The organism is Arthrobacter burdickii (assembly GCF_030433645.1).
GTDB lineage: Bacteria > Actinomycetota > Actinomycetes > Actinomycetales > Micrococcaceae > Arthrobacter_D > Arthrobacter_D burdickii.
Genome location: NZ_JAROCG010000001.1, coordinates 320,983 through 342,212 on the forward strand (window position 1 = coordinate 320,983; position 21,230 = coordinate 342,212).

Here is a 21,230-nt window from a genome sequence, read left to right on the forward strand (position 1 = left end):
CTACAGTCGGTAGCTCCTCATCAAACCGGTCAAGAAGCTGGCCGGTTCTTTTGTCGCGTCGAAAGATCCTCCTCCAGTGACCAGCGTTTCCCCTTCGTCCCCCGACATTCCGGTAATCACGTCCGGCATCGAAGCCCAGCAGGCTGGTGAGGGTTCGGGGCTCTTGGGCTGCCCGACCGGCACCTACGAGTACTACTTCGACTCCGGGGCCTTCCTCTGGTCCGATGAGATGTACGACATCCACGGGTACGAACGAGGCGAGGTCGTCCCGTCCCTGGAGCTCGGCCTCACCCACGTCGATCCCGCCGACCGCACGAACAGCCAGCGCCTCATGGGCCGCCTCACCGCTGACGGCGGCCCGATCGCCGGCTACCACACCATCATCGATGCCAGGAAGCGACGCCGTCAGGTCCTCAGCGTCGGAGACCTCATCACCGACGACGACGGGAAGACGATCGGCATCAGGGGCATGCTCGCTGACCTCACCAAAAGCATCCACGACGACACCCACCGCCTCGCGAACCGGGCCGTCGCCGAATCCGCTGCGCGCCGGGCCGTCATCGAACAGGCCAAAGGCATTCTGATGGGAGCCCACCGCATCAGCGCCGACGACGCGTTCGCGGCCATCAACGCCCGCAGCCAGGACACGAACCGCAAAGTTCATGACATCGCCCAGGACATCGTGGACGCGACAGCGCCATAGAACCCTGACGGGCACAGCGACCAGCATCGAGGGGTGGTCACCCAGGCGAACGCTTCGGTGACCACGATGCGGAGACCATAATCTGGTGACCATAATCTGGTAACCACGACCAGGCCATCGGGTAGCTGATCTCATCCCGCATTTGTCCTCCTGATCGCTGGGCAATCGAACAGCCCGCGCGACACACAGATGGTCCCTGAACGCCACCGAAATTGGCCACCGAGTCGGGCTGGCGATAGTTCACCGCTGCGGCCCCATGGTTTCTATACTGCAGGAGGTTGTCCTTACCGGACGGCCCTCATTGTTCTCCTTGATGGTGCCTGCAGCAGGTACGCCCGCATCGTTCGGCCGAGCCCCAACCTTCCAGGGGACGCACGATGCACACTCCCGATAACAACCTCCCGGACACGTCAGAGCTGTTTCCAGCACTCGACGCAGGGCCAGAACTCGATGCAGGGCCAGGAGTAGGAGACCGCCTTCACGAGGCTGTCACTGAGAGCGCCAATGTCATCGAGTTCCTCGACGACCTCACCGCGATCGCGGTCGACGTTCTCAGCGCACCCGACCGGGAGGTGTTCTGCGGGGTCACGCTCCTGCGCCCCAAGAGGGCCGGCACCGTGGCCAGCAGCAGCGAACGCGCCCAACAGATGGACGAAATCCAGTACCGCTTCGATGACGGGCCATGCCTGACGGCAGCCCGGCAAGAACACGAAGTGTATGTTCCGGACGTGGAAGGCCTACCCGCGGACTCGAAGTACCGGCAGGCGATGGAGGCGCAGGGCGTGCGCTCAGTCCTCGCGGTACCGATCATCCTGCCCGAGGACACGTACAGCGCCCTGAACCTGTACTCGAACCAACAGGGCGCCTTCGGTATTCCTGCCAGGAAGTATGTGCACCGCTTCGCCGCGGAAGCCGCCAAATCCCTCAGTATCGCCTCGCGCCTGGCATCCCTCGTCGATGCGGGCATCGACCTGCGCGCGGCCATGGCGAACAGGACCACCATCGACACCGCGATCGGCATCGTGATGGCCCAGAACAGGTGCAGCCAGGACGAGGCCCTTGCCATCCTGATGAGCGCGGCCAGCGCCAGGAACATCAAGCTCCGCGACCTCGCCCACGACCTCATCACGTCCATTGCCACCGACCCGCCCCCAACAGCCTGAGCCCAAGCCCGGGAAATCGGGGATCCGCCCCCTACGAACGAAGCCGGACCTGCAGCAAAGGGCGGGGTAATACCCGGCCCCTGAAACTGTCCCGAGAAACCCTGGCGGTCTCAACCTGCATCGCACTCAGGACTGCACCTCGGGAAAGTCCAGTACGACTTTTACGTCATCGTCCTGCTGGTCGAAGGCGTCCCGGAAGTTGTCGATACTCACTCTGCGGGTGATGAGCCGTTCTAGCCAGGACGTGTCTGCTGCTGCGAGAGCTGCCCCTGCTGCTGTGTAGTGGCGCTTGTTCGCGTTGACGGTGCCGAAGATGACCTCGTTCTGGAGGACGGCCGTGCGGTTGAGGTCGCCGAGGTCGATAGGCGTTTTCCGGCCGACGCCGGAAATTCCGGTGAGGCATGTGATGGCGTTTTGTCCTCCCCCGGTGATCGCCTCGAGGATGACCGGGGCGACGCCGGTGCATTCGATGATGACATCGGGGCGCACCTGCGAGTCCTGCAACGAGTCTGTGTGATAGGCGGCACCAAGGTCGCGCACCAGTGCCGGCTTCGGCCCGTCCGTGACGAGGTCATACACATGCACCTCGAGTCCACGCTGAATCCCGATCAGCGCTGCCAGGAGCCCGACCGGACCTGCTCCGGTGACAGCAACGGTTCTCGGCTCGAAGTAGGCCCTCCGTCCGATCCGTTCGATCTGCTCCCAGGCCTTTGCGACGACAGTCGCCGGTTCAAGGAGCACCCCGACCCGTTCGAGGCCGGGCTCCAGCTTCACCAGGGCCTCCGGATCGGCCCGCCACTGCTGGCGGGCGAACCCGTCGAGTTCCTTGATGCCACGTTCTGTATAGCGCCCGTTCAGGCACATGTCCCACTCCCCCGCAGCGCACGCCCCACAGGGAACCGGGTCGGGCCTACGCACGATACCGACGACGAGGTCACCGGCCACCAGGCTTGAGCCGGCGGGGGCTTCAGCAACACGGCCTAGATTTTCATGCCCCAACACCAGGTAGTCCTGCCCGGGAGGAGCGGCACCGAATTCACCAGCAACGATCTCGACATCGGTCCCGCACAACCCAACCGATAACGCGTCGACGAGGACCTCGCCTTCTTCCGGGGAGGGCGCGGGGACCTCACGCACCTCCAGTGAGTTCGCCACGCCAGGGGTGATCGTCAAAGCCAGCACGCTCTTGTCCTTCCACCGATTATCCAGAACTAGGCTCCTTCCGACCCTATGTCCCACCCACCAAGAGGAGCAGCTGAACATCGCTCTTCTCTGCGCTTGCGCGCAATCCTTCGTTCCCCCTTATGCACGGGCGCAGAACGGCGACAGGTTAGGCACAGTCCGGGGCGTAGACCGGAAGCCACTCCCTTGCAGTGCGGCACCATCGTTCTACACAACCCGTTCTTGGGCCCTGTCCAGCTCGGTAGCCGTCCGACACCCCAGCGAGGGGCAGAGAACGTTCCGAGCACCGCATCCAGGGCGAGATCGTGGTACCGTATTTATGTGGCTAGCCAAGTAATGCCTGATGAAGGTGCTTAGGCATCTTCTGTCCCGGGGCTTTCCACGGTTTGGATGCTCTTCCCTGATGCGAAGCTCATCGACCGTCTGAAGGCCGATGTTATTGATGCACCCGGCGCGGGCTGACGATTCAGAGAACCTCGCACGCAGGACCGCACCATCGGTCAAAGCTCGATCAGTTCTCACCGCTCGTTGGAGCTGTAACCACACATGACAAAGGCGTACTTAAGGAGATCCAGTGAAGACCATCGTCTTCGACCGTTTCGGCGGCGTTGAAGTACTGCACGAAGCGGAGACCGAGATTCCGCAGCCTGGACCGGGACAGGTTCGGGTTCGGGTGAAAGCGGCCGGAGTCAACGCACTCGACGGGAAGATCCGCTCGGGGATGCTGGAAGCGGTGTACCCGACGACCTTCCCGGCCGTTCCTGGCGGTGAACTCGCCGGCGTGGTGGACGCACTCGGTGAGGGAGTGAGTCATGTTGAGATGGGCGACGCCGTGCTGGGTTGGGCTGACACCGGCTCGTACGCCCAGTACGCGCTGGCCACCGTCGTTGCAGCCAAGCCGGCAGGCCTGGAGTGGCACGACGCGGCTGCGCTGCCGGTGGCTGCCGACACAGCTGAGCGGGTTCTCAACCTGCTGGGCGTTACCGCCGGGGAGACGGTCCTGATGCATGGCGCATCAGGAGGAGTCGGAACGCTCGCGGTCCAGCTCGCCGTCCGTCGTGGTGCGCGTGTCATCGCCACCGCCGGACCATCCAATCAGGACTACCTCACCTCGCTCGGCGCCACGGCGACGGTCTACGGTGAGGGCCTCGTCGAGCGGGTGCGGACACTCGCTGTCGACGGCGTGGACGCGGTGTTCGATCTAGCGGGCAAGGGCGCCTTGGAAGACTCGATCACCCTGCGCGGCGGTACCGACCGCATCGTCACCATCGCTGATTTCGCTGCGCGGCAGCTCGGCATCACGTTCGCTCCGGGGCGTCCGCAGGAGCGCTCGGCCTCGCACCTAGCGGCCGTGGCCCAGGGTGTGGCGGACGGCAGGATCACCACCACGGTCACGACGTACCCGCTGTCACGAGCCGCCGAAGCCCAGCAGGCCAGCGACACAGGACACGTGCGGGGCAAGCTCGTCCTGACCATCGATTGACCATCGATTGACCCTCGACTGACCATCAAGTGACCGTCGATTGACCGGGTTGACCATCGAGCGCACTCCTATTCTGCTGCGAGAGCCGAACAGTCACCGTGACAACTGAAGGAAAGCACATGCCTGACACTCCTACCACCGCCGGGGGCGGGCCGCTGAGCTACGCGATCTTCCAACTCGCCCGCGCCCACCGTGCTCGTGCCGCCGCCATGCTCCGTGCCATGGATCTGCATCCCGGGCAGGAGCTGCTGCTGATGCAGCTCCTGGACCGCGAGGGGCAGAGCCAGTCAGAACTCCTCGAAGCCGTCGGCCTGGACCACTCCACCGTGTCGAAGTCACTGAGCCGCATGCAACAGGCAGGTTTGCTGGTCCGTGAGCCTGCCCAGCACGACCGGCGCGTCATGGTGGTCCACCTCACCGACAAGGGCCGTGCGATGCGGGAACCTATCGCCGCCCTATGGAAGAGCCTGGAAGAGGCCTCCACGCACAATCTGACCCGCCAGCAGGCAGAGGCTTTTGTCAGTACCGCCCATGCCATCACCGAAACGATCACCGAATCCACGCAACTACCCGGCAAACCGGCACGCCCATGATCGTCCATGCATCTGACACCCCGGGCCCCTGGTCCAACGTCCTGAAAGCGAAACCCCATGCCTCTCTCTAACTCACCCGCCCTACCCGTTCTCGTCGTCGGAGCAACCGGCTTCCTCGGGGGCCAGGTCGTCGACGAACTCCTGAAACGGGGCAAAACCGTCCGCGCACTGGTGCGGCCCGCCAGCGACGCGAGTCGCCTTGAAAGCCGGGGTGTCGAGATCGCCCGAGGCAACATGCTGGACCTCGACTCGCTCATCGCCGCGATGACCGGCACCGACGCCGTCATCACCACCGCCGCCGGCTACACGCGAGGCGGTAAGGACGCCAACGACATCGACACCATCGGGAACGCCAACCTCGCTGAAGCCGCCCACCGTGCAGGAATCCGGCGCTTCGTACTCACCAGCATCCTCACCAGCGACCAGACACCCCAGGTGCCGCACTTCTGGCACAAGAAGCTCGCCGAAGACAAACTCGAGCAACTCGGCGTCCCGTTCGTGGCACTACGCCCCGGTGCGTTCCTCGACCAGGTCGCCGCCTCCGCAGGCAATCCCACCGACAAGGGCCGCATCATCTGGATCGGGAAACCCACCGTTCCCCTGACCTTCGTCCGCAGCTCCGACCTCGCCGCGTACCTCGCGGCCGCGGTCGACGCGGACGCTCACGACGGAGAGCGTATCGACATCGGCTGGGACCGTCCGGTCAGCATGCGTGAGGCCGCCGACATGATCGGCACCCGGGCCGGCAAGAAGATCAGAGTTTGGCCCGTTCCGTCCGTTGTGGCCCGCGCCATCGGCGCCGTGGGCAGCCGCTTCATGCCGTTGATCGGAGACATGGTAGCGATGTTCAGCTGGTTCGATACCGGCCGCTACGTCGCCGACACGCGCCGCCAGGCAGAACTGTTCGGCCCCGTCCCAACAGCCGAAGAATCCCTCGCCCAGTACGCCGACAAACTCACTTCCACACGGAACTAACAAAGGTTCCTGCCCGGCAGAGCCTCGTGCGTTCCTCACGCAGGCCGAGACCGGCCACATAACCCGAAAACTGAACGCACTACCTCGAAGTCGCACCAAGCATCCTGACCCGCCACATCCCACACCATTGGAGAAACAACTCATGTCACACGAAAAATCGCTTGTGAAGTCGCCTCTCACCAACCGTGTCTTGTTCATCGGTTTCGCAGCAGAAGCAATGTCAGCCGAAGAGCTCGCACCTCTGAACATGACCGTAGAACAGCTGGCCACCCAGATGAATCGAGGCTGGGCCGCGATCCAGTCGCAGGGCATCGAAGGCGAGCTTTGCGGCATCAGCAAGAACCCCGACGAGGCGGAAGCTGAGCTGCGGAAGCGGTTCGCGGAGCACTCCTACAGCGTAGCTCTCATCGGTGGAGGCGTCAGGTTGCTGCCCGAGAACACTGTCCTGTTGGAACGCATCGTCAACGTACTCATCGACCTTCAACCAAACATCCGACTCAGCTTCAACACCAGCCCACAAAACGCCCACGAAGCAATCACACGCTGGCTCAACCACTAAACACTCCGTCCAAGGCGACCCGACCAAAGCACGCATCGAGCGCGAAGCGTGGCGAACCGAGGCGCACGTCCTCCGACATGACCATAATGCGGTCTTTGTCTTGCAACCGTTGGGATGCGAGACAACAGGACGAGACACTTTCACTCCCGTGCCGCTACTGCTCCTCCTATGTCTTGCTACCCTGTCTTCCAGGCAGGGCCCCTTATCCGTGACTGCAGAGTCGGTTGCGATACAGCCCCCGGGACGAAACCGGGCGTACGACCACCGGGCAAACACCGTAGGGTCGGTCGAATGAGATTGTTGTTGATTCGCCATGGGCAAACCCCGAACAACGTCACCGGTCATCTGGATACAGCCTTCCCAGGCGCCGGCTTGAGCACCCTTGGGAAGCAGCAAGCGCTAGCCGTGCCGTCAGCTCTCGCAACCCAGAACATCACCGCGAGCATCACCGCGATCTACGCCTCACCCCTTATCCGAACGCAACTGACCGCCGAACCCTTGGCAGCCACGCTCGGCCGCGACATCCGCGTTGTCCCTGGTTTGGAAGAAATCAGCGCCGGCAACCTGGAGATGCTCAACGATCCCGCATCGGTTGAGGCGTACGCCACCTGCCTGATCAGCTGGATGGAGGGCGACCTCGACCAGCGTATGCCCGGCGGTACGACCGGACACGAGTTCATCGAGCGATACGACAACACCCTCCGAATGTTCGCCCGCGCTCATTCCCCGGAGGATTCAGTCGCTGTGTTCTCACACGGCGCCGCGATCAGGGTCTACACCGCCGTCTCCACCAGCATGCCCCCAGTCCGTGTACGGACGCTGACCCTCCACAACACCGGGATGAGTATCCTCAATGGCGATCCCGACCAGCAGTGGTCCCTTGAAGCGTGGCAATCAGACCCGTTAGGCGGTGCAGCACTGGAGGGCGCCACCTCGCACGACGTCACCGGGAATGCCGGATAGAAACCAGCCCACCGTTCACGTGAAGATGCCCTAATTCACAGGAATGAGCAGTCGCACGTCGTGTGATGCGTTTTTGCGGAACGCCAGCGTTCACTCGAGCGACCTCGGCCGGTCCGTCACACCTATACGGCACCATCACCTGCACAACCATCGGCTCCACCCGCTCCAGCGCCCCGGCAGGTGCGCCTTGATCACGAAAGGTGCGGGCTATGGGTTCACGTCCCGGCTCACGCGGCGGGTGAGGTCTTGGAGGTGACCCCGGTCTGATCAGTCGCATCTTCGGGTAACCGCCTGAGCAACCACCACCCATAGGCGATAAAGCCCAGCAGGTACGCGACGCGGACACCGAACGGCAGGTTGCCCGGGCTGAGGATCTGAAGGAAATCGCCGAGGGCATGCACTGCGACCAGTGGCCAGATCGTCTTCAGATGCCACCGCAAAGCGGCGCAGGCGAAGCCGAAGGCCGCTGCATTAATGGTGATGAAGACTGTGTCCTCGACGTCGAAAGGGTGTGAGAACCAGGCACGGCTGAGCGTGTGGCCCGCCCCGAACAGCACGCCCACCCCGACTGCCGCCCGAACGGGGCCGAGTACAGCCAGTACCCGTTGCACCAGACCGCGGCTGAGTGTCTCCTCGGAGCTCGCGAGCACGGTGTAGAGGACGGCGGCGCTGAGCAGCTCGCGCCAAGTGCCCACCACACCATCGAGCGAGTAACTCACCGCCTCCAGCACCAGCGGCGTCACAAGCCACCAGGACCGGTCTGGGCGCCGCCAGACAAGTCCCGCCGAACGACTCCAGCCGAGCCAGAGAATGAGCCCGATCGGAACCGCTGCGGCACCAAGGTTGACCAGCGTGGCACCGAGATCGGGAAACCAGTCCGGGTGCAGCGAAGCCACCGTTTCGGCCAGCGTAAACAGCACGGCATACCAGGCCAGGGTTATCAGAACCGCACAAAGGATCGGCCGCCGGGCGATCACGGCACGCGCACGACCGGCTGCTACCGCCACGACACCACACCAGGTATCCGCTCTGCATCCATTGGGATGGCCTCCATCGAGCCGTTGATCACCAGCTGCGACCCACTATGACACGGCGAACTTGGATACAATCACTAACCGCCGCATCCGACTGATCTGCCACCGTGCTCGATAACCAGCCGGACCGGAATCCGTTGCCCGGTATGGCGCTGCTTTCGCGGGGCAACTAGATCCTGCAGCAGCATTCCGTCGCGCCATTTGACTGCTCAGATCTCGTTCATTGCGGGCCCGCGTTCTCTAAGTCCCTCTGTGGCGTGCAGCGTTCCGGACCCCTGACTCGCGTTGCCCCGCGTCGAGTAGGAATGAAATCACTGCCTTCTTTTCATTCACTACTTGCTTTCCGTGCATGCCCTACCTAAATGCCACAACCGTCTACTTGCCTTTCTGCCTTAGTGCCCAAAACCGGGTCCAACTCGGGAAGTCGCCTGTAACGTTTCAAGCGAAGGACCTTTGCCGCTTGAGTGTTATCCCCTTTAGCTCAGCCCGCTAGTCCATCGTGAGACCTCAAGTATCTTCACTTAGCTTGAAACTAAAGTCGCTCTGACTTTCCTTGCATTATGGCGGTGGTCTCCCGCTCGCAAGCACGCCAGCTTTCATCGAGGAGACAGCTTTGCCTGAAGCACACCTGAACGCACCCATTCTTATTCACCAGAACGTGCTGTCCTGCTGGCCGCGTTTCCAGCGGTTGCTCCCGGGTGTCCGATCCGGATCGGTAGCAGCTTTGACTGCTGTAGCACTTCTGGGCTCCGGGGTTGTTGCCGCGAACGCTGCCGACACTGTCGCACCCGCGGCGGTGACCAAGTTGATCACCAGTTCGGACAAAACCAGGATCAAGCTGGACTGGACAAACAACAGCGAAAAGGACCTGGCCGGCTACCTGGTGTATCGGGCGAACACAGCCGACGGGACGTACACGAAGCTGACATCCACCCCGCGGAAGGGTTCGGACTACCCCGACACCACCGCGCAGGTGGGCCTCACATCGTTCTACAAGGTCACCGCCGTCGACAACAGCGGCAATGAATCCGCCCCCGTCGCGATCAGCAACGTCCGCAAGGACGGCGTCGCACCTGCTGTCCCGGTGAAGTCGACCGGCACGCGCACCGCCGCCGGTGTTCTCCTGGACTGGGCCGACAACGCAGAAGCAGATCTCGGTGGCTACGTCGTCTCCCGTGCCACGAGCTCCAGCGGTACCTACACCAAGCTGACGTCGACGCCGATCCGCGATTCCACCTTCACCGATACGACGGCAGTGGCAGACAAGGTCTACTACTACCGGATCACGGCCGTCGACCTGGGCGGCTACTCATCGAAGCCCGCGCAGGTGTCCGTCGCTGTCGTCGTCGTCGATGTGACCGCACCCGCCGCGGTCACCGGCGTGACGGCAACTGGCAGCGCCACCGGTATCGGCCTCGTCTGGAAGCCGGTGACGGCCACCGACCTGGCCGGTTACGTCGTCTACCGGGCCGCTTCCCTGGACGGGGAGTACACGAAACTCACGGCAACGCCTCAGACGTCGCTGACCTACAACGACACCACCACGCCGATGAGTGTCGTGTTCTTTTACAAAGTCGCGGCAGTGGATAAGAGCGGCAATGAATCAGCCACCTCCTCACCTGTATCCGCAGCCGTAAAGGACACCACCGCCCCGGCACTGCCCGGTGGTCTCACCGCCACGGGTACCGACGACAGCGTGACCCTGGACTGGGCGGACAACACCGAGACCGACCTCACCGGCTACCAGGTCACCCGCTCCACCACCGCGACGGGCACCTACGCCCCGCTCACCGAGACACCGCTCACGGACTCCACCTACACCGACACCACGGCAACCCCCGGCACCGCCTTCTTCTACAAGGTCACCGCCATCGACGCCGCCGGCAACACCTCTCCTGCCGCCAGCACCGAAGGAACCCGCACTGTCACCAAGGACACCACCGCCCCGGCACTGCCCGGTGGTCTCACCGCCACGGGTACCGACGACAGCGTGACCCTGGACTGGGCGGACAACACCGAGACCGACCTCACCGGCTACCAGATCACCCGCTCCACCACCGCGACGGGCACCTACGCCCCGCTCACCGAGACACCGCTCACGGACTCCACCTACACCGACACCACGGCAACCCCCGGCACCGCCTTCTTCTACAAGGTCACCGCCATCGACGCCGCCGGCAACACCTCTCCTGCCGCCAGCACCGAAGGAACCCGCACCGTCACCAAGGCACCGGTGGCCGGCGCTAATCTGACGGTCGCATCCGACGGGAGCGGGGACCACACCACGATCGCCGCGGCCCTTACTGCCGCCCCGGCCAACTCTGCGGTTCCGTTCGTCATCGCGATCAAGCCCGGCACCTACCGCGAAGTGGTCAATGTGACCAAGCCGAACGTCACCCTAGCCGGTGCCGGTGAGAAGCCCGAAGATGTCGTCATTACGTACGACAATGCCGCAGGCACACCGAAACCGGACGGCACGGGAACCTATGGCACCAGCGGAAGCGCAACGGTGCTCATCAAGGCGAACAACGTGACCACGCGCAACCTCACCATCGAGAATGCGTACAAGGAAACGGGTACCGGAAGCGAACAGGCCGTCGCACTAAAGACCAGCGGCGACCGTCTCGTCTTCGACACCGTGCGCCTGATCGGCGACCAGGACACGCTCTACGTTGACTCTCCCGCCGCGGGTACCACCGCGCGTTCCTACTTCACCAACTCCTACGTGGAAGGTGACGTGGACTTTATCTTCGGACGCGGCACCGCGGTGTTCGACAAGAGCACGCTGATGGCCTCCACGCGGGGCAGCACGTCCAACAACGGCTACCTCACCGCCGCCAGCACCGACAAGAGCCTGGGCTTCGGATACCTCATCACCGACAGCACGGTCCTCAGTGATGCCCCGGCCGGCACGTTCCACCTCGGCCGCCCCTGGCAGCCCAGCGGCGACGCGAACGCCGTCGCTCAGGTTGTCATCCGCGACACGGCCCTACCCGCGGCCATCAAGTCCTCTCCCTGGACGGACATGGCAGCGAACTTTTCTTGGCGCAACGCCCGCTTCTTCGAATACAACAACGCCGGCCCCGGTGCCGTCACCAACCCGGACCGGCCGCAGCTGAGTGCCGCGGACGCCGCGAAATACACGAAGTGGACCTACCTCGCCGGCAACGACGGCTGGAACCCCACCGGACAGACCCCACCGCCGCCGCCCGCAGACACGACTGCCCCCGCAGTCCCCGCCACACCTACCGCCACGGCAGGTGACAGCAGCGTCGAACTCACCTGGACGGCGAACACCGACGAGGACCTCGCCGGCTACAACCTGTACCGCTCCACCGGGACAACAACTGCCCCGACGGCCGCGAACCGCATCAACACCGACCTGCTCACCGCTCCGACCTACATGGACCGTACGGCGGCCAACGGCAGCACCTACACCTACGTGCTGACCGCCGTGGACCGGGCCGGCAATGAATCCGCGGTCTCGGCACCGGTCGCCGGCTCACCGGTGGGCGTGCCACTGCCCGCCCACGACATCCTCGTGGCCGCCGACGGCACCGGGCAGTACACCACCGTCCAGGCTGCCGTCGCTGCGGCAACCGCCGGAACGGTCGCCAAGCCGACCGTGATCGCCGTCAAGCCCGGCACCTACCGGGGCCTGGTCGACGTCTCCAAGAACTGGGTGACCATTATCGGCACCACCGGGGACGCCCGCGACGTCGTCATCAGCTACGACAACGCGGCGCTCACCATCAACCCGGCCACCGGCACGGCGTACGGCACCGGCGGAAGCCAGACCATGCTCGTCAAGGGCAACAACGTCACCGTCAAGAATGTGACCATCGAGAACGCCTACAAGGAAACGGGCGTCAACGGCGAGCAGGCCGTAGCGTTGAAAACCACCGGTGACCGGCTGGTGTTTAACAACGTCCGACTGCTCGGTAACCAGGACACTCTCCTGGCCGACTCAGGGGATGCCCCCATCATTTCCCGCTCCTACTTCGTCAACAGCTACATCCAGGGTGACGTCGACTTCATCTTCGGACGCGGCACCGCTGTATTCCAGAACAGCACCATCAACGCGCTCAGCCGCGGCAGCAGCTCCAACAACGGGTACGTCTTCGCGCCGAGCACCTCGGACAAGAACCCGAACGGCTTCCTGCTGGTCGACAGCACCATCACGAGCAACGCATCGGCCAACACCTTCTCCCTGGCACGCCCATGGCGTGGCTGGACCGATGGCTACACGAAGAACGGCATCGTCTACAACTCCCGAGGCCAGGTCACCATCCGCAACACCGACCTCCCTGCAGCAGTACGAGTCGCCCAGCCGTGGGCGGACATGGCACCGAACCTTTGGACCGACGGGCGTTTCTTCGAATACCAGAACACCGGTGCCGGAGCCACAATCAACGCCAACCGGCCCCAGCTGACCGATGAGCAGGCAGCCGGAGCGACCCCCCAGCAATACCTCACCGGCGCTGATGGCTGGAACCCCACCGCAGGCTGACCACCAACTAGCATCGAACTCCTGCAGACCCCCGCGACACATCGTCGAGGGGGTCTGCCTTATGCGACCTGAATACCCGTGCACCACCGCCTCAGAAACCTAAACGTTTTCAAAACACCGTTACGGCGTCTCGGGGACTGGTGCTTCTTCCCGTAATGACGGGACTCCCCTTGTCTCGGTAACTTGTCTCGCCGTGTTTCGTCTCACGAGTGCCGCGGTTCGGGCTTTGTGAGTCAGAATGACGGCATAAGGCATCTTGGGTGCACGTAACCCGATGTGGACACGGGCAGGCTCGGCGCTTAAACGGGCGTCCTTCAGCCAGCCGAGCTGCTCGAACGGCAGCACACGATCCTGCTCCCGCTGCTGCGTTCCGCCCGCGATACGCTCGAAGATGGGGCGGTACTTGGTCGCTACCAGTTCTAGTCGGTCATGGTGATGCTCTTGCCGTGAATCTGCTGCACTGCCGCTGGTGCGGTCACCCACCAGCGTTAGTGGTGTCCGGTGGTTCTCGGCGGTAGAACGGTCTCAGGTGTACAGGGAGATGGGCTGGACTTCTCCAAGCAGGTAGTTCGCTCCCACTTCGATCTTCTTGTAATCGACCGGGTCGTGCAGCGAGTGGGTGCGGATGTTGCGCCAGAACAGGTCGAGCCCGACGGTGTTGCTGGTCGAGCTTGACCCGGTCACTTCGAAGATCCGGTGTGCGACATCCAGGCCCACCTCTGTGGACACGACTTTCAGCTGGGCTATGAGGATGGCCAGTTCGGCCCTTTCCTCGGCGGTGATTGCCGCACCTTTGGCGAGGGCGTCGTCGAACGTGCGGTTCAATACTCCGGCAAGGGCTTCGACTGCAGCGGTACGGGCGAGGAGTTCTCCGACCGTCCGCTGGAAGATGGGGTCCTGCGCGTAGGTCTCGGCTGAGCTGAGGAACCATGAGTTGGTGCGGCCCCGAAGAATGTCACGGCCCTTGGCGAGTGCTCCTTGGGCGACACCAAGGTAGAAGTTGCCGAAGGCGAGCTGGATGCCGGGGGTCACGAGGGTGGAGAAGGGCTCGTCGCCGACCTCGCCCAGGATGTCTTCAGGGCGGACGGCGACGTCGTTGTAGCGCACGGATCCGCTGGCGGAGAGCCGCTGGCCCAGGAAGTCCCAGTCGCCCTGCAGTTCCAGGCCCGCGCGTCCTCGCTCGAGGACGAAGGCCAGGATCTTTCCGTCGTTCGTTCCACCTCTGACCAGGGCGTTGATGATGATGACGTCGCCCACGGAGGACCCGGTAGAGAAGCGCTTGAAACCGTTGAGCCGGTAGCCGTCACCGTCCGGGGTGAGTTCGAGGGTCGGGTCGACCGGGTTCACTGAGTCACCCCAGACCCATTGACCGTCGGCGGAGCGGCGCAGCCAGTCTGCCTGCGCGGCTGGTTCGCCGTAGAACACGATCGACCCTTGGTTGATGTAGTGGTAGGCCACCAGTTGGGCGATGGACCCGTCGGTGGTGGCGAGGATCCGGATCACGTGGAAGGCAGTCTCCCAGTGCGCGCCTGCACCGCCGGCTTCCTTGGGTACCAGGAGGTTGATCAGGTTATGTCTGCGCAGCAGTTCCACTTCCTGGAACGGGTCCTGGTTCGCGCGGTCCCGTTCCAGCGCATCGGTGGCGAGCTCATCCGCCGCCTGCCGTGCGACGTGTCGCCAGTGGTTCAGTTCCTGGGCATCGGCATTGCCGTGCCAGGGTGAGCGTGGTGCGCCGGTGGTTGTCGTGTCGTCGATGGTCAGGCTCATACTGTTTCCTCGATCAGGGTCGGGCGTGCAGGAGTATCGGCTGCGCTGGGGGCACCGATATAGGCGTTGCGGTACTGGGCCGCCGGGTGCTGCGGGCTCACGTAGCGGTTGCCGGCGCCGTTGAGGTACTCGCGGAGCGTTGATCCCTCGTAGTCCGTCCAGACTCGGCCGCGCTTCTGGAGCTCTGGGACGACCAGTTCCACGAAGTCCTCGAAGGACCCGGGTGTGACCACGTAGGCCAGGTTGATGCCGTCCAGGCCTGCGTCGTCCACCCAGCGTTCGACCTCGTCGGCGACGGTCTGCGGGCTGCCGACCAGCACGGGCCCGATGCCCCCGACGCCGAGGTAGTGGGCGATATCCGTGGGAGTCCACTCCCGGGTGGGGTCGGCCTTGGTGAAGATCGACAGGGCGGAGCGGACGGCGTTGGTGTCCACGTATTTCAGTGGTTGATCCGGGGCGTAACCGGACAGGTCCAGCCCGGACCAGCCGCCGTAGAACGTGAATGCACCCTCCGAGCTGCTGTAGGAGAGGTACTCCTTGTGGAGCCGCTCTGCGGCCGCGTCGGAATCGGCGATGACGGCGGTCATCAGCGAGAAGATCTTCACCGAGTCCCGGGACCGGCCCCGCAGTTCCGCGCGGTCCCGGATGTCGTCGGTGACCTTGCGGGTCAGATCCGGCCGGATGCCGTTGATGAAGATCCCTTCGCCGTGCTTGGCGGCGAAGTCCCGGCCCCGTGGGGATGCTCCGGCCTGGAAGATCACCGGGCTGCGCTGGGGGGACGGCTCGGACAGGTGTATTCCGGGAACCTGGAAGTATTCACCCGAGTGGTTGATGGGGTGCACCTTGGCGGGGTCCGTGTAGATGCCGCGGACGCGGTCCTTGATGACCGCTCCGTCCTCCCAGGAGCCTTCCCACAGCTTGTACGTCACGTCCAGGAACTCATCGGCGAGGTCGTACCGCTGGTCGTGGCCGAGGATCTCACTGCGGCCGAGATTCCGTGCGGCGCTGTCGAGGTAGGAGGTGACGACGTTCCAGCCGATCCGGCCGCGGGTGAGGTGATCCAGCGTGGAGAATTTTCTGGCCAGCGAGTACGGCTGTTCGTAGGTCAGGGCCGCGGTGACCGCGAAGCCGAGGTTCTTGGTCACGGCCGCCATCGCGGGGACCTGGAAGAACGGGTCATTCAGAGGTACCTGATCACCGTCCCGGAGCGCCGGCGCCGAGGAGTTCTTGTAGACGTCATAGATTCCGAGGACGTCGGCCAGGAACAGGGCATCGAATTTCCCTCGCTCGAGCGTCTGTGCGAGGTCGGTCCAGTATTCCAGCGTGTTGTACTGGTCCGCCCGGTTCGCCGGGTGCCGCCACAGCCCGGGGCTCTGATGGGTCGGGCAGGTCATGTCGAAGGCGTTGAGGCTGATGCGCTTGGTCATAGGGCTACCGCCCTTTCGTGGAAGGTGATGCTGAGGCGGTCAATGGTGCGAGAAGACGGACCAGTGCAGGCGGCGTCCGTGGCGTCCGTGTGAGGAGGATGCCCAGCAGCAGCACGACGAGCAGTGCAACGCCGCGGGCCAGCCCCTGCCAGAAGAAGGACAGCCCGATGAGGTTCATGCCGTTGGCCAGCAGGGCGAAGATCAGGACACCGACGAGAGTGCCCGGCACGGAGACCCGGCCGAACCGGCTCAGTGTGGCCCCGATGAAGACGGCGCCAATGGCATCCATGACATACAACTGCCCGCTGGCGGGGATGAAGGCATAGGTGCGTGAGGCCAGCACCACTCCGCCGAGCGCTGCCGCTCCCGCTCCGATGAGGTAGGCCGACACCGCGAGCCCCGACACACGCTTCCCGGAAATCCGGCTGGCGGTCCGCTGCTCGCCGGTGACGGTCAGTTCGCGCCCCCAGCGGGTCTTGTCCAGTGCCACGTAGACGACGACGGCGACGACGGCCGCCAGGACCAGGGGAATGGGAACACCCAGCAGGGAACCGTTGCCCCACAGCGCGAACCCCTCGGGCACCCGGGACTTCTGCAGGTAAATCGGAGCACCACCACCGGTGAGCAGCTGCTGGACGCTGGTGCCGATGAACCACACGCTCAGGGTTGCCAGGAAGGACGGAATCCGGAGCACGACGATCAGGAAAGCATTGACCAGGCCCACGCTGGCTCCGAAGGCGAGACCCACGGTCACGGCGACCCACGGCACGTAACCCTCGGCGATGGTTGCCGCAGCCGCCAACGCGGCCAGGTCCAGCGCCACACCGATCGAGAGGTCGATTCCTCCGGCGCGCACCACGACGGTCATGCCGATGGCCACCAGCGCGAGGATGGCGGCCTGGTTCAGCACTCCGAGTAGGTTGTCGCCGGAGAAGAACACCGGACTGAGGATGGAGAAGACGAGCAGGATGCCCGCAAGGACCACCGGTGCGATGAGCCGCGGAAGGACCGGACCCGTGCGGGACGCCCGGGGCGCCGTCACAGGTGAGCTCGTCGGTGACGTCGTCGGTGACGTCGTAGATGACATTGTGGGCGAAGAGCCCTGCGGGGCGTTGTGCCCCGCGTCTTCTTTGGTCGGTGTTGTCATTTCGCTGTGCTCCGTCCGCGTATGGCCACTACGGCGAGGACTATGAGGATCAGGACGCCTTTGGCCGCCCCGACCCACTGGCTTGCTACGCCCAGGAGGGTGAACCCGTTCGTGAGTGCGGCGACGAACAGGGCTGCGACCAGGGTGCCGCCGGGTGAGACCACGAGCCTGCGGGAGAACACCACGGACATGAAGGCCACGAGCACGATGTCCAGGAGGATCTGTTCGCCGAGGCCGGGGACCGCTGATGACAGTCTCGAGGCGAGGAGGATGCCGGCGACGCCGGCGAGTCCTGCGGAGATGACGTAACTGCCGAAGATGTAGCGCCCGGGCCTTAGTCCCGCGACGCGGGCGGCGGTGGGGTTCTGCCCGACGGCGTAGCTGCGGATACCCCAACTCGTCTTGCTCATGGCAAGGCCAACGACAGCGAAGATCACCAGCATCACCACGACTGCCACGGGCAGCCCGAGGATGGATCCATCGCGCAGCCACGCGAAGGTGGTGCCGGTGAGGGCGACCTTGACGTTGCCGCTGATCACAAGATTGAGGCTGCCGGCGATGCCGAGCATGGCCAGGGTCGCCAACAGGGGCCGCAGCCCGATGAGGACGGCGCCGCCATTGATGGCACCTGCTATCAGTGACACGAGGAGGGCGAGGGCGATGGCGGCCACGGGGGATGTTCCGGATTGGGCGGCGACGGCCGCGACTGTTCCCGCGAGGCCGGCGACGGCGCCTACCGACAGGTCGATGCCCCCGTTCACGACATCGTCTCCGCCGGTGATGACCACCACGGCCAGGCCGAACCCGGCGATTGCGTAGACGGCGGCCTGGTTGAGGATTGCGCTGATGTTGCCGGGTAGCAGGAAGCTGGAGGACAGGAGGGCGAAAGCAAGGACGACGAGAACGACCGTTCCGAACCCGGCCCATGCAAGCCATCGGGGGGCACCACGCCGGACGGGTTTCGGGGCTGATGCCGTCAACGGTGCAGTGGGTGCGGCGCTCATGCGTGTTCCCTTTCGATCGTGCGGGATCCGCGTGCGATTGTGTCTGCGGTCGTGTCTGCGGTGTCCTGCGCGTCCGCGCCGGAGGCCAGCGCGAGGAGCTTGTCTGTGCTGGCCTCGTCACCCCGCAGCTGGGCGACGATCCTGCCCCGGTAGAACACCAGGATGCGGTCCGCAAGGCCCACCAGTTCTTCCAGGTCGACGGTCACCAGGAGGACACCGGCGCCGTCGTCCACCAGGCGGTTGATCTGCGCGTAGATCTGGGCACGGCTGCCGACGTCGACTCCCGACGTCGGCTGGTCCAGGACGAGGAAACGGGAGCCGGCGGCCAGCCAGCGCGCCAGGACCGTTTTCTGCTGATTGCCGCCCGATAGCCCGCCCGCGAGGACATCGGGCTGGGCGGGCCTGATATCCAGTTGGCCGATGAGGCGTTCGGCGAGCTTTCTCTCCTGCCGCCGTCGGATGACGCCCAAGGGGTTAGTCAGCGTACGCAGGCTGACCAGGGAGATGTTCTCGCCGACAGTGTTGCGCACCAGGGCGCCGTTCTTTCTCCTGTCCGACGGCACGTAGGCCCCTGACGCCTGCACGAATCCGTGGGCCGACCGGATGGCTTTGCCTCCGAGCCGGACGGTGCCGGCATGGGGCAGGTTTCCCGTGACCGCGTCCGCGAGTACGTCCACACCCGATCCCACCAGACCGGTGACGCCCACGATCTCTCCCCAGCGGACGTCGAGGTCCACGTCCGAGAGGGCGCCCGGGACCGCGAGTCCGGTCACCTCGAGCGCAGGGGTCGGGTCCTGCGGAGACCGGACGGGGCGGAAGGCCTCGAATTCCTCGACACCGCCGCCCACCATGAGTTCCACCACTGTTTCCAGTCCACGGGGATCACCTGTCAGGTCCACTTCTCCAGCGTTCCCGCCGTTGCGGAGCACGGTCACCGTGCCGCTGATTCTGCGCAGTTCCTGCAGGTAGTGCGAGATGTAGATGATCGGAACTCCGGCGTCGCGCAGCCGCTCGATGGTGCCGAAGAGCTGGTCGACCTCGGCGGCCGCCAACGGCGCGGTCGGCTCATCCAGCACGAGGAGGCGTGGTTCGGCCAGGACCGCCCGGGCGATCTGCAGCAGCTGCTGTTCGGCGACCGTCAGTTCGTCGACAAGGAGCCTGGGCGGAATTTCCAGCCCCACCGTCCGGCGAAGGTCCTCGACCGCACGCTGGTTCAGGTGGGCACGGGATACCCACCCCCGCCGGCTTTCATCCCGGCCGAGGTAGAGCTGTTCCGCGACGGTCAGGCGCCCCGCCAGGTGGCGGTCCTGGTGGATGACGTAGATCCCGAGCCGCTCGGCATCGCCGGGAGAACTGATAGCCGCCGGTTCGCCCTCGATCAGGATTGTTCCCGAGTCCGCCGTGTATAGGCCGCTGAGGATCTTGATGAGGGTCGATTTGCCGGCACCATTCTCGCCTACCAGTCCTCGGACCTCGCCGGTATGGATGTCGAAGTCGACATCACGAAGCACCTGGGCGCTTCCGAACGACTTGTTGATGCCCTGCATCGACAGGAAAGGCTGGGCGGATGGGAGCCTAGATTCCGAGCTCACTGCGCACCTCGGCCACGTTGTCCTTGTTGATGAACACAGGATTCAGGTAGTTCGTGGTGGGCACGTCATCCTCGGCCCCGGACAGGAACAGGGCGACGTTGTCCGCGGACTGCGTGCCCAGCGCTGCCGTCTGCTGGGCCACCGTCCCGGTGAAGGAGGACTCCGGGTCGGCGATCATGTCCAGTGCGCCTGGCTCGGCGTCGACGCCGTACACCTTGATCTCGTCGCGGCCCGCGGCGTCGATGGCCTGCGCCGCGCCGATCTGAGGGATGTCCCAGCAGGACCAGATGGCGTCGATCTCGCCCTCGGGCAGCCTGCGGAGTGCGTCGTTGATCTGCTGCTTGGCGTCCTCGACAGTACCTTCGTACTTGTCCTGGAGTTCGGGCTGGATCAGCTCGATCTTCGGGTAGTCCTCCAGGACGACCTCGAGTTCGCTGTAGCGGATACGGCACGGTGCGACGCCCGGGAACCCGTTGAAGACCAGGATCCGCCCCTCACCGCCGATATCCTCGGCGATGGTACGCGCCACGGTGGAGCCGATCACCCAGTTGTCACTGGTGACGTTGTTGACCGAGTACTCGGACTGGAAATCGACCGTAAAGAGCGGAATGCCCGCTTCCTTGACCTTTTTCAACGCCGGCCCGAGCGTGGTGGCATCGCCCAGGATCACGATGATGGCATCAGGCTTTTGCGCAATCAGGTTCTCGACGTCGGAGACGTGCTTGTTCTCCTTCGCCTCCGCCTGGGTAGCGATCACTTCTCCGCCCAACTCCTTCACCCGTTCCTGCACGGTGTCGTACACGACGCGGCTGAAGTCGTGAACGATGTCCTTTGCGGCAATACCGACCGTCTTCCCCTCCAGCGAGGGAATGTCGGCACTCGAGGCCTGGCCGGCTGCAACTCCACTGGCGGCGGGTGCCGGCGTGGTTGAGGCCGAGGGCTCCTTCAGGGAACACCCCGTCAAGGCCAGGGCGAGAACGCCCGACATTGCCAAGTATTTGGTGATCGAGCCGGAAAACGTGCGGGGGCGGGTGTTCAACATGTCAGCTGCTCCTGGATCATCGCCCGATGGAGCCGGCATGGGAGCAGTCGAAACTGTCGACCGAGTACGCAGAAAGTACCGGTCAG

Annotated in this window: 16 protein-coding genes; 8 read left to right on the forward strand and 8 right to left on the reverse strand. The window is 64.4% G+C overall.

Annotated elements, in window-relative coordinates:
* Positions 1 to 76 precede the first annotated feature (76 nt).
* Together P5G52_RS01470 and P5G52_RS01475 are read left to right on the forward strand one after the other, a co-directional pair.
* Positions 77 to 703, forward strand: coding sequence for a PAS and ANTAR domain-containing protein (locus P5G52_RS01470; protein ID WP_301224214.1), 627 nt, complete (start codon positions 77 to 79; stop codon positions 701 to 703).
* Positions 704 to 1,080: 377 nt separating this feature from the next.
* The gene (locus P5G52_RS01475) at positions 1,081 to 1,866 is read left to right on the forward strand and encodes a GAF and ANTAR domain-containing protein (RefSeq protein WP_301224215.1); all 786 of its coding nucleotides are present in this window, start codon (positions 1,081 to 1,083) and stop codon (positions 1,864 to 1,866) included.
* Between the two features lie 126 nt (positions 1,867 to 1,992).
* Here P5G52_RS01475 and P5G52_RS01480 read toward each other — a convergent pair whose 3' ends face one another.
* Positions 1,993 to 3,129: a glucose 1-dehydrogenase gene (locus P5G52_RS01480; protein ID WP_301224216.1), complete on the reverse strand. Its 1,137-nt coding sequence runs from the start codon at positions 3,127 to 3,129 to the stop codon at positions 1,993 to 1,995.
* Between the two features lie 493 nt (positions 3,130 to 3,622).
* Between P5G52_RS01480 and P5G52_RS01485 the strand changes: the two genes are divergently transcribed.
* From P5G52_RS01485 to P5G52_RS01505, 5 genes are all read left to right on the forward strand, one after another.
* Positions 3,623 to 4,531, forward strand: coding sequence for an NADP-dependent oxidoreductase (locus P5G52_RS01485; RefSeq protein WP_301224217.1), 909 nt, complete (start codon positions 3,623 to 3,625; stop codon positions 4,529 to 4,531).
* Positions 4,532 to 4,650: 119 nt separating this feature from the next.
* Positions 4,651 to 5,124: a MarR family winged helix-turn-helix transcriptional regulator gene (locus P5G52_RS01490; RefSeq protein ID WP_301224218.1), complete on the forward strand. Its 474-nt coding sequence runs from the start codon at positions 4,651 to 4,653 to the stop codon at positions 5,122 to 5,124.
* A gap of 57 nt (positions 5,125 to 5,181) precedes the next feature.
* Positions 5,182 to 6,099: an SDR family oxidoreductase gene (locus tag P5G52_RS01495; RefSeq protein ID WP_301224219.1), complete on the forward strand. Its 918-nt coding sequence runs from the start codon at positions 5,182 to 5,184 to the stop codon at positions 6,097 to 6,099.
* Positions 6,100 to 6,241: 142 nt separating this feature from the next.
* A complete protein-coding gene (locus tag P5G52_RS01500) occupies positions 6,242 to 6,658 on the forward strand; it encodes a hypothetical protein (protein ID WP_301224220.1) in 417 nt (138 codons plus the stop codon).
* A 291-nt stretch (positions 6,659 to 6,949) separates the two neighbouring features.
* On the forward strand, positions 6,950 to 7,621 hold the full coding sequence (locus P5G52_RS01505; protein ID WP_301224221.1) for a histidine phosphatase family protein: 672 nt from the start codon (positions 6,950 to 6,952) through the stop codon (positions 7,619 to 7,621).
* A gap of 227 nt (positions 7,622 to 7,848) precedes the next feature.
* On the opposite strand, the gene P5G52_RS01510 is transcribed toward P5G52_RS01505, so the two are convergent.
* Complete coding sequence (locus P5G52_RS01510; protein WP_301224222.1) at positions 7,849 to 8,628, reverse strand: CPBP family glutamic-type intramembrane protease; 780 nt, start codon at positions 8,626 to 8,628, stop codon at positions 7,849 to 7,851.
* Positions 8,629 to 9,451: 823 nt separating this feature from the next.
* On the opposite strand from P5G52_RS01510, the gene P5G52_RS01515 reads away from it, so the two are divergent.
* The gene (locus tag P5G52_RS01515; protein ID WP_301224223.1) at positions 9,452 to 13,165 is read left to right on the forward strand and encodes a pectinesterase family protein; all 3,714 of its coding nucleotides are present in this window, start codon (positions 9,452 to 9,454) and stop codon (positions 13,163 to 13,165) included.
* A 525-nt stretch (positions 13,166 to 13,690) separates the two neighbouring features.
* Here the strand turns inward: P5G52_RS01515 and P5G52_RS01520 are convergent.
* Genes P5G52_RS01520 through P5G52_RS01545 form a run of 6 tightly spaced genes read right to left on the reverse strand, consistent with a single transcriptional unit; the run spans position 13,691 to position 21,144 of the window.
* Entirely contained in the window at positions 13,691 to 14,932 is a 1,242-nt protein-coding gene (locus P5G52_RS01520; protein ID WP_301224224.1) for an acyl-CoA dehydrogenase family protein, read from the reverse strand.
* Positions 14,929 to 16,359 (reverse strand): LLM class flavin-dependent oxidoreductase, encoded by a 1,431-nt coding sequence (locus P5G52_RS01525; RefSeq protein WP_301224225.1) that lies wholly within the window; start codon positions 16,357 to 16,359, stop codon positions 14,929 to 14,931. The genes P5G52_RS01520 and P5G52_RS01525 overlap by 4 nt, the downstream gene beginning before the upstream one ends.
* A gap of 4 nt (positions 16,360 to 16,363) precedes the next feature.
* On the reverse strand, positions 16,364 to 17,506 hold the full coding sequence (locus P5G52_RS01530) for an ABC transporter permease (RefSeq protein ID WP_301224226.1): 1,143 nt from the start codon (positions 17,504 to 17,506) through the stop codon (positions 16,364 to 16,366).
* Positions 17,503 to 18,510, reverse strand: coding sequence for an ABC transporter permease (locus P5G52_RS01535; RefSeq protein ID WP_301224227.1), 1,008 nt, complete (start codon positions 18,508 to 18,510; stop codon positions 17,503 to 17,505). The genes P5G52_RS01530 and P5G52_RS01535 overlap by 4 nt, the downstream gene beginning before the upstream one ends.
* Positions 18,507 to 20,102, reverse strand: a complete 1,596-nt coding sequence (locus P5G52_RS01540) for a sugar ABC transporter ATP-binding protein (protein WP_301224228.1) — start codon at positions 20,100 to 20,102, stop codon at positions 18,507 to 18,509. The genes P5G52_RS01535 and P5G52_RS01540 overlap by 4 nt, the downstream gene beginning before the upstream one ends.
* A complete protein-coding gene (locus tag P5G52_RS01545; RefSeq protein ID WP_301224229.1) occupies positions 20,086 to 21,144 on the reverse strand; it encodes a sugar ABC transporter substrate-binding protein in 1,059 nt (352 codons plus the stop codon). Before P5G52_RS01545 ends, P5G52_RS01540 begins: the two co-directional genes overlap by 17 nt.
* Positions 21,145 to 21,230: the final 86 nt, after the last annotated feature.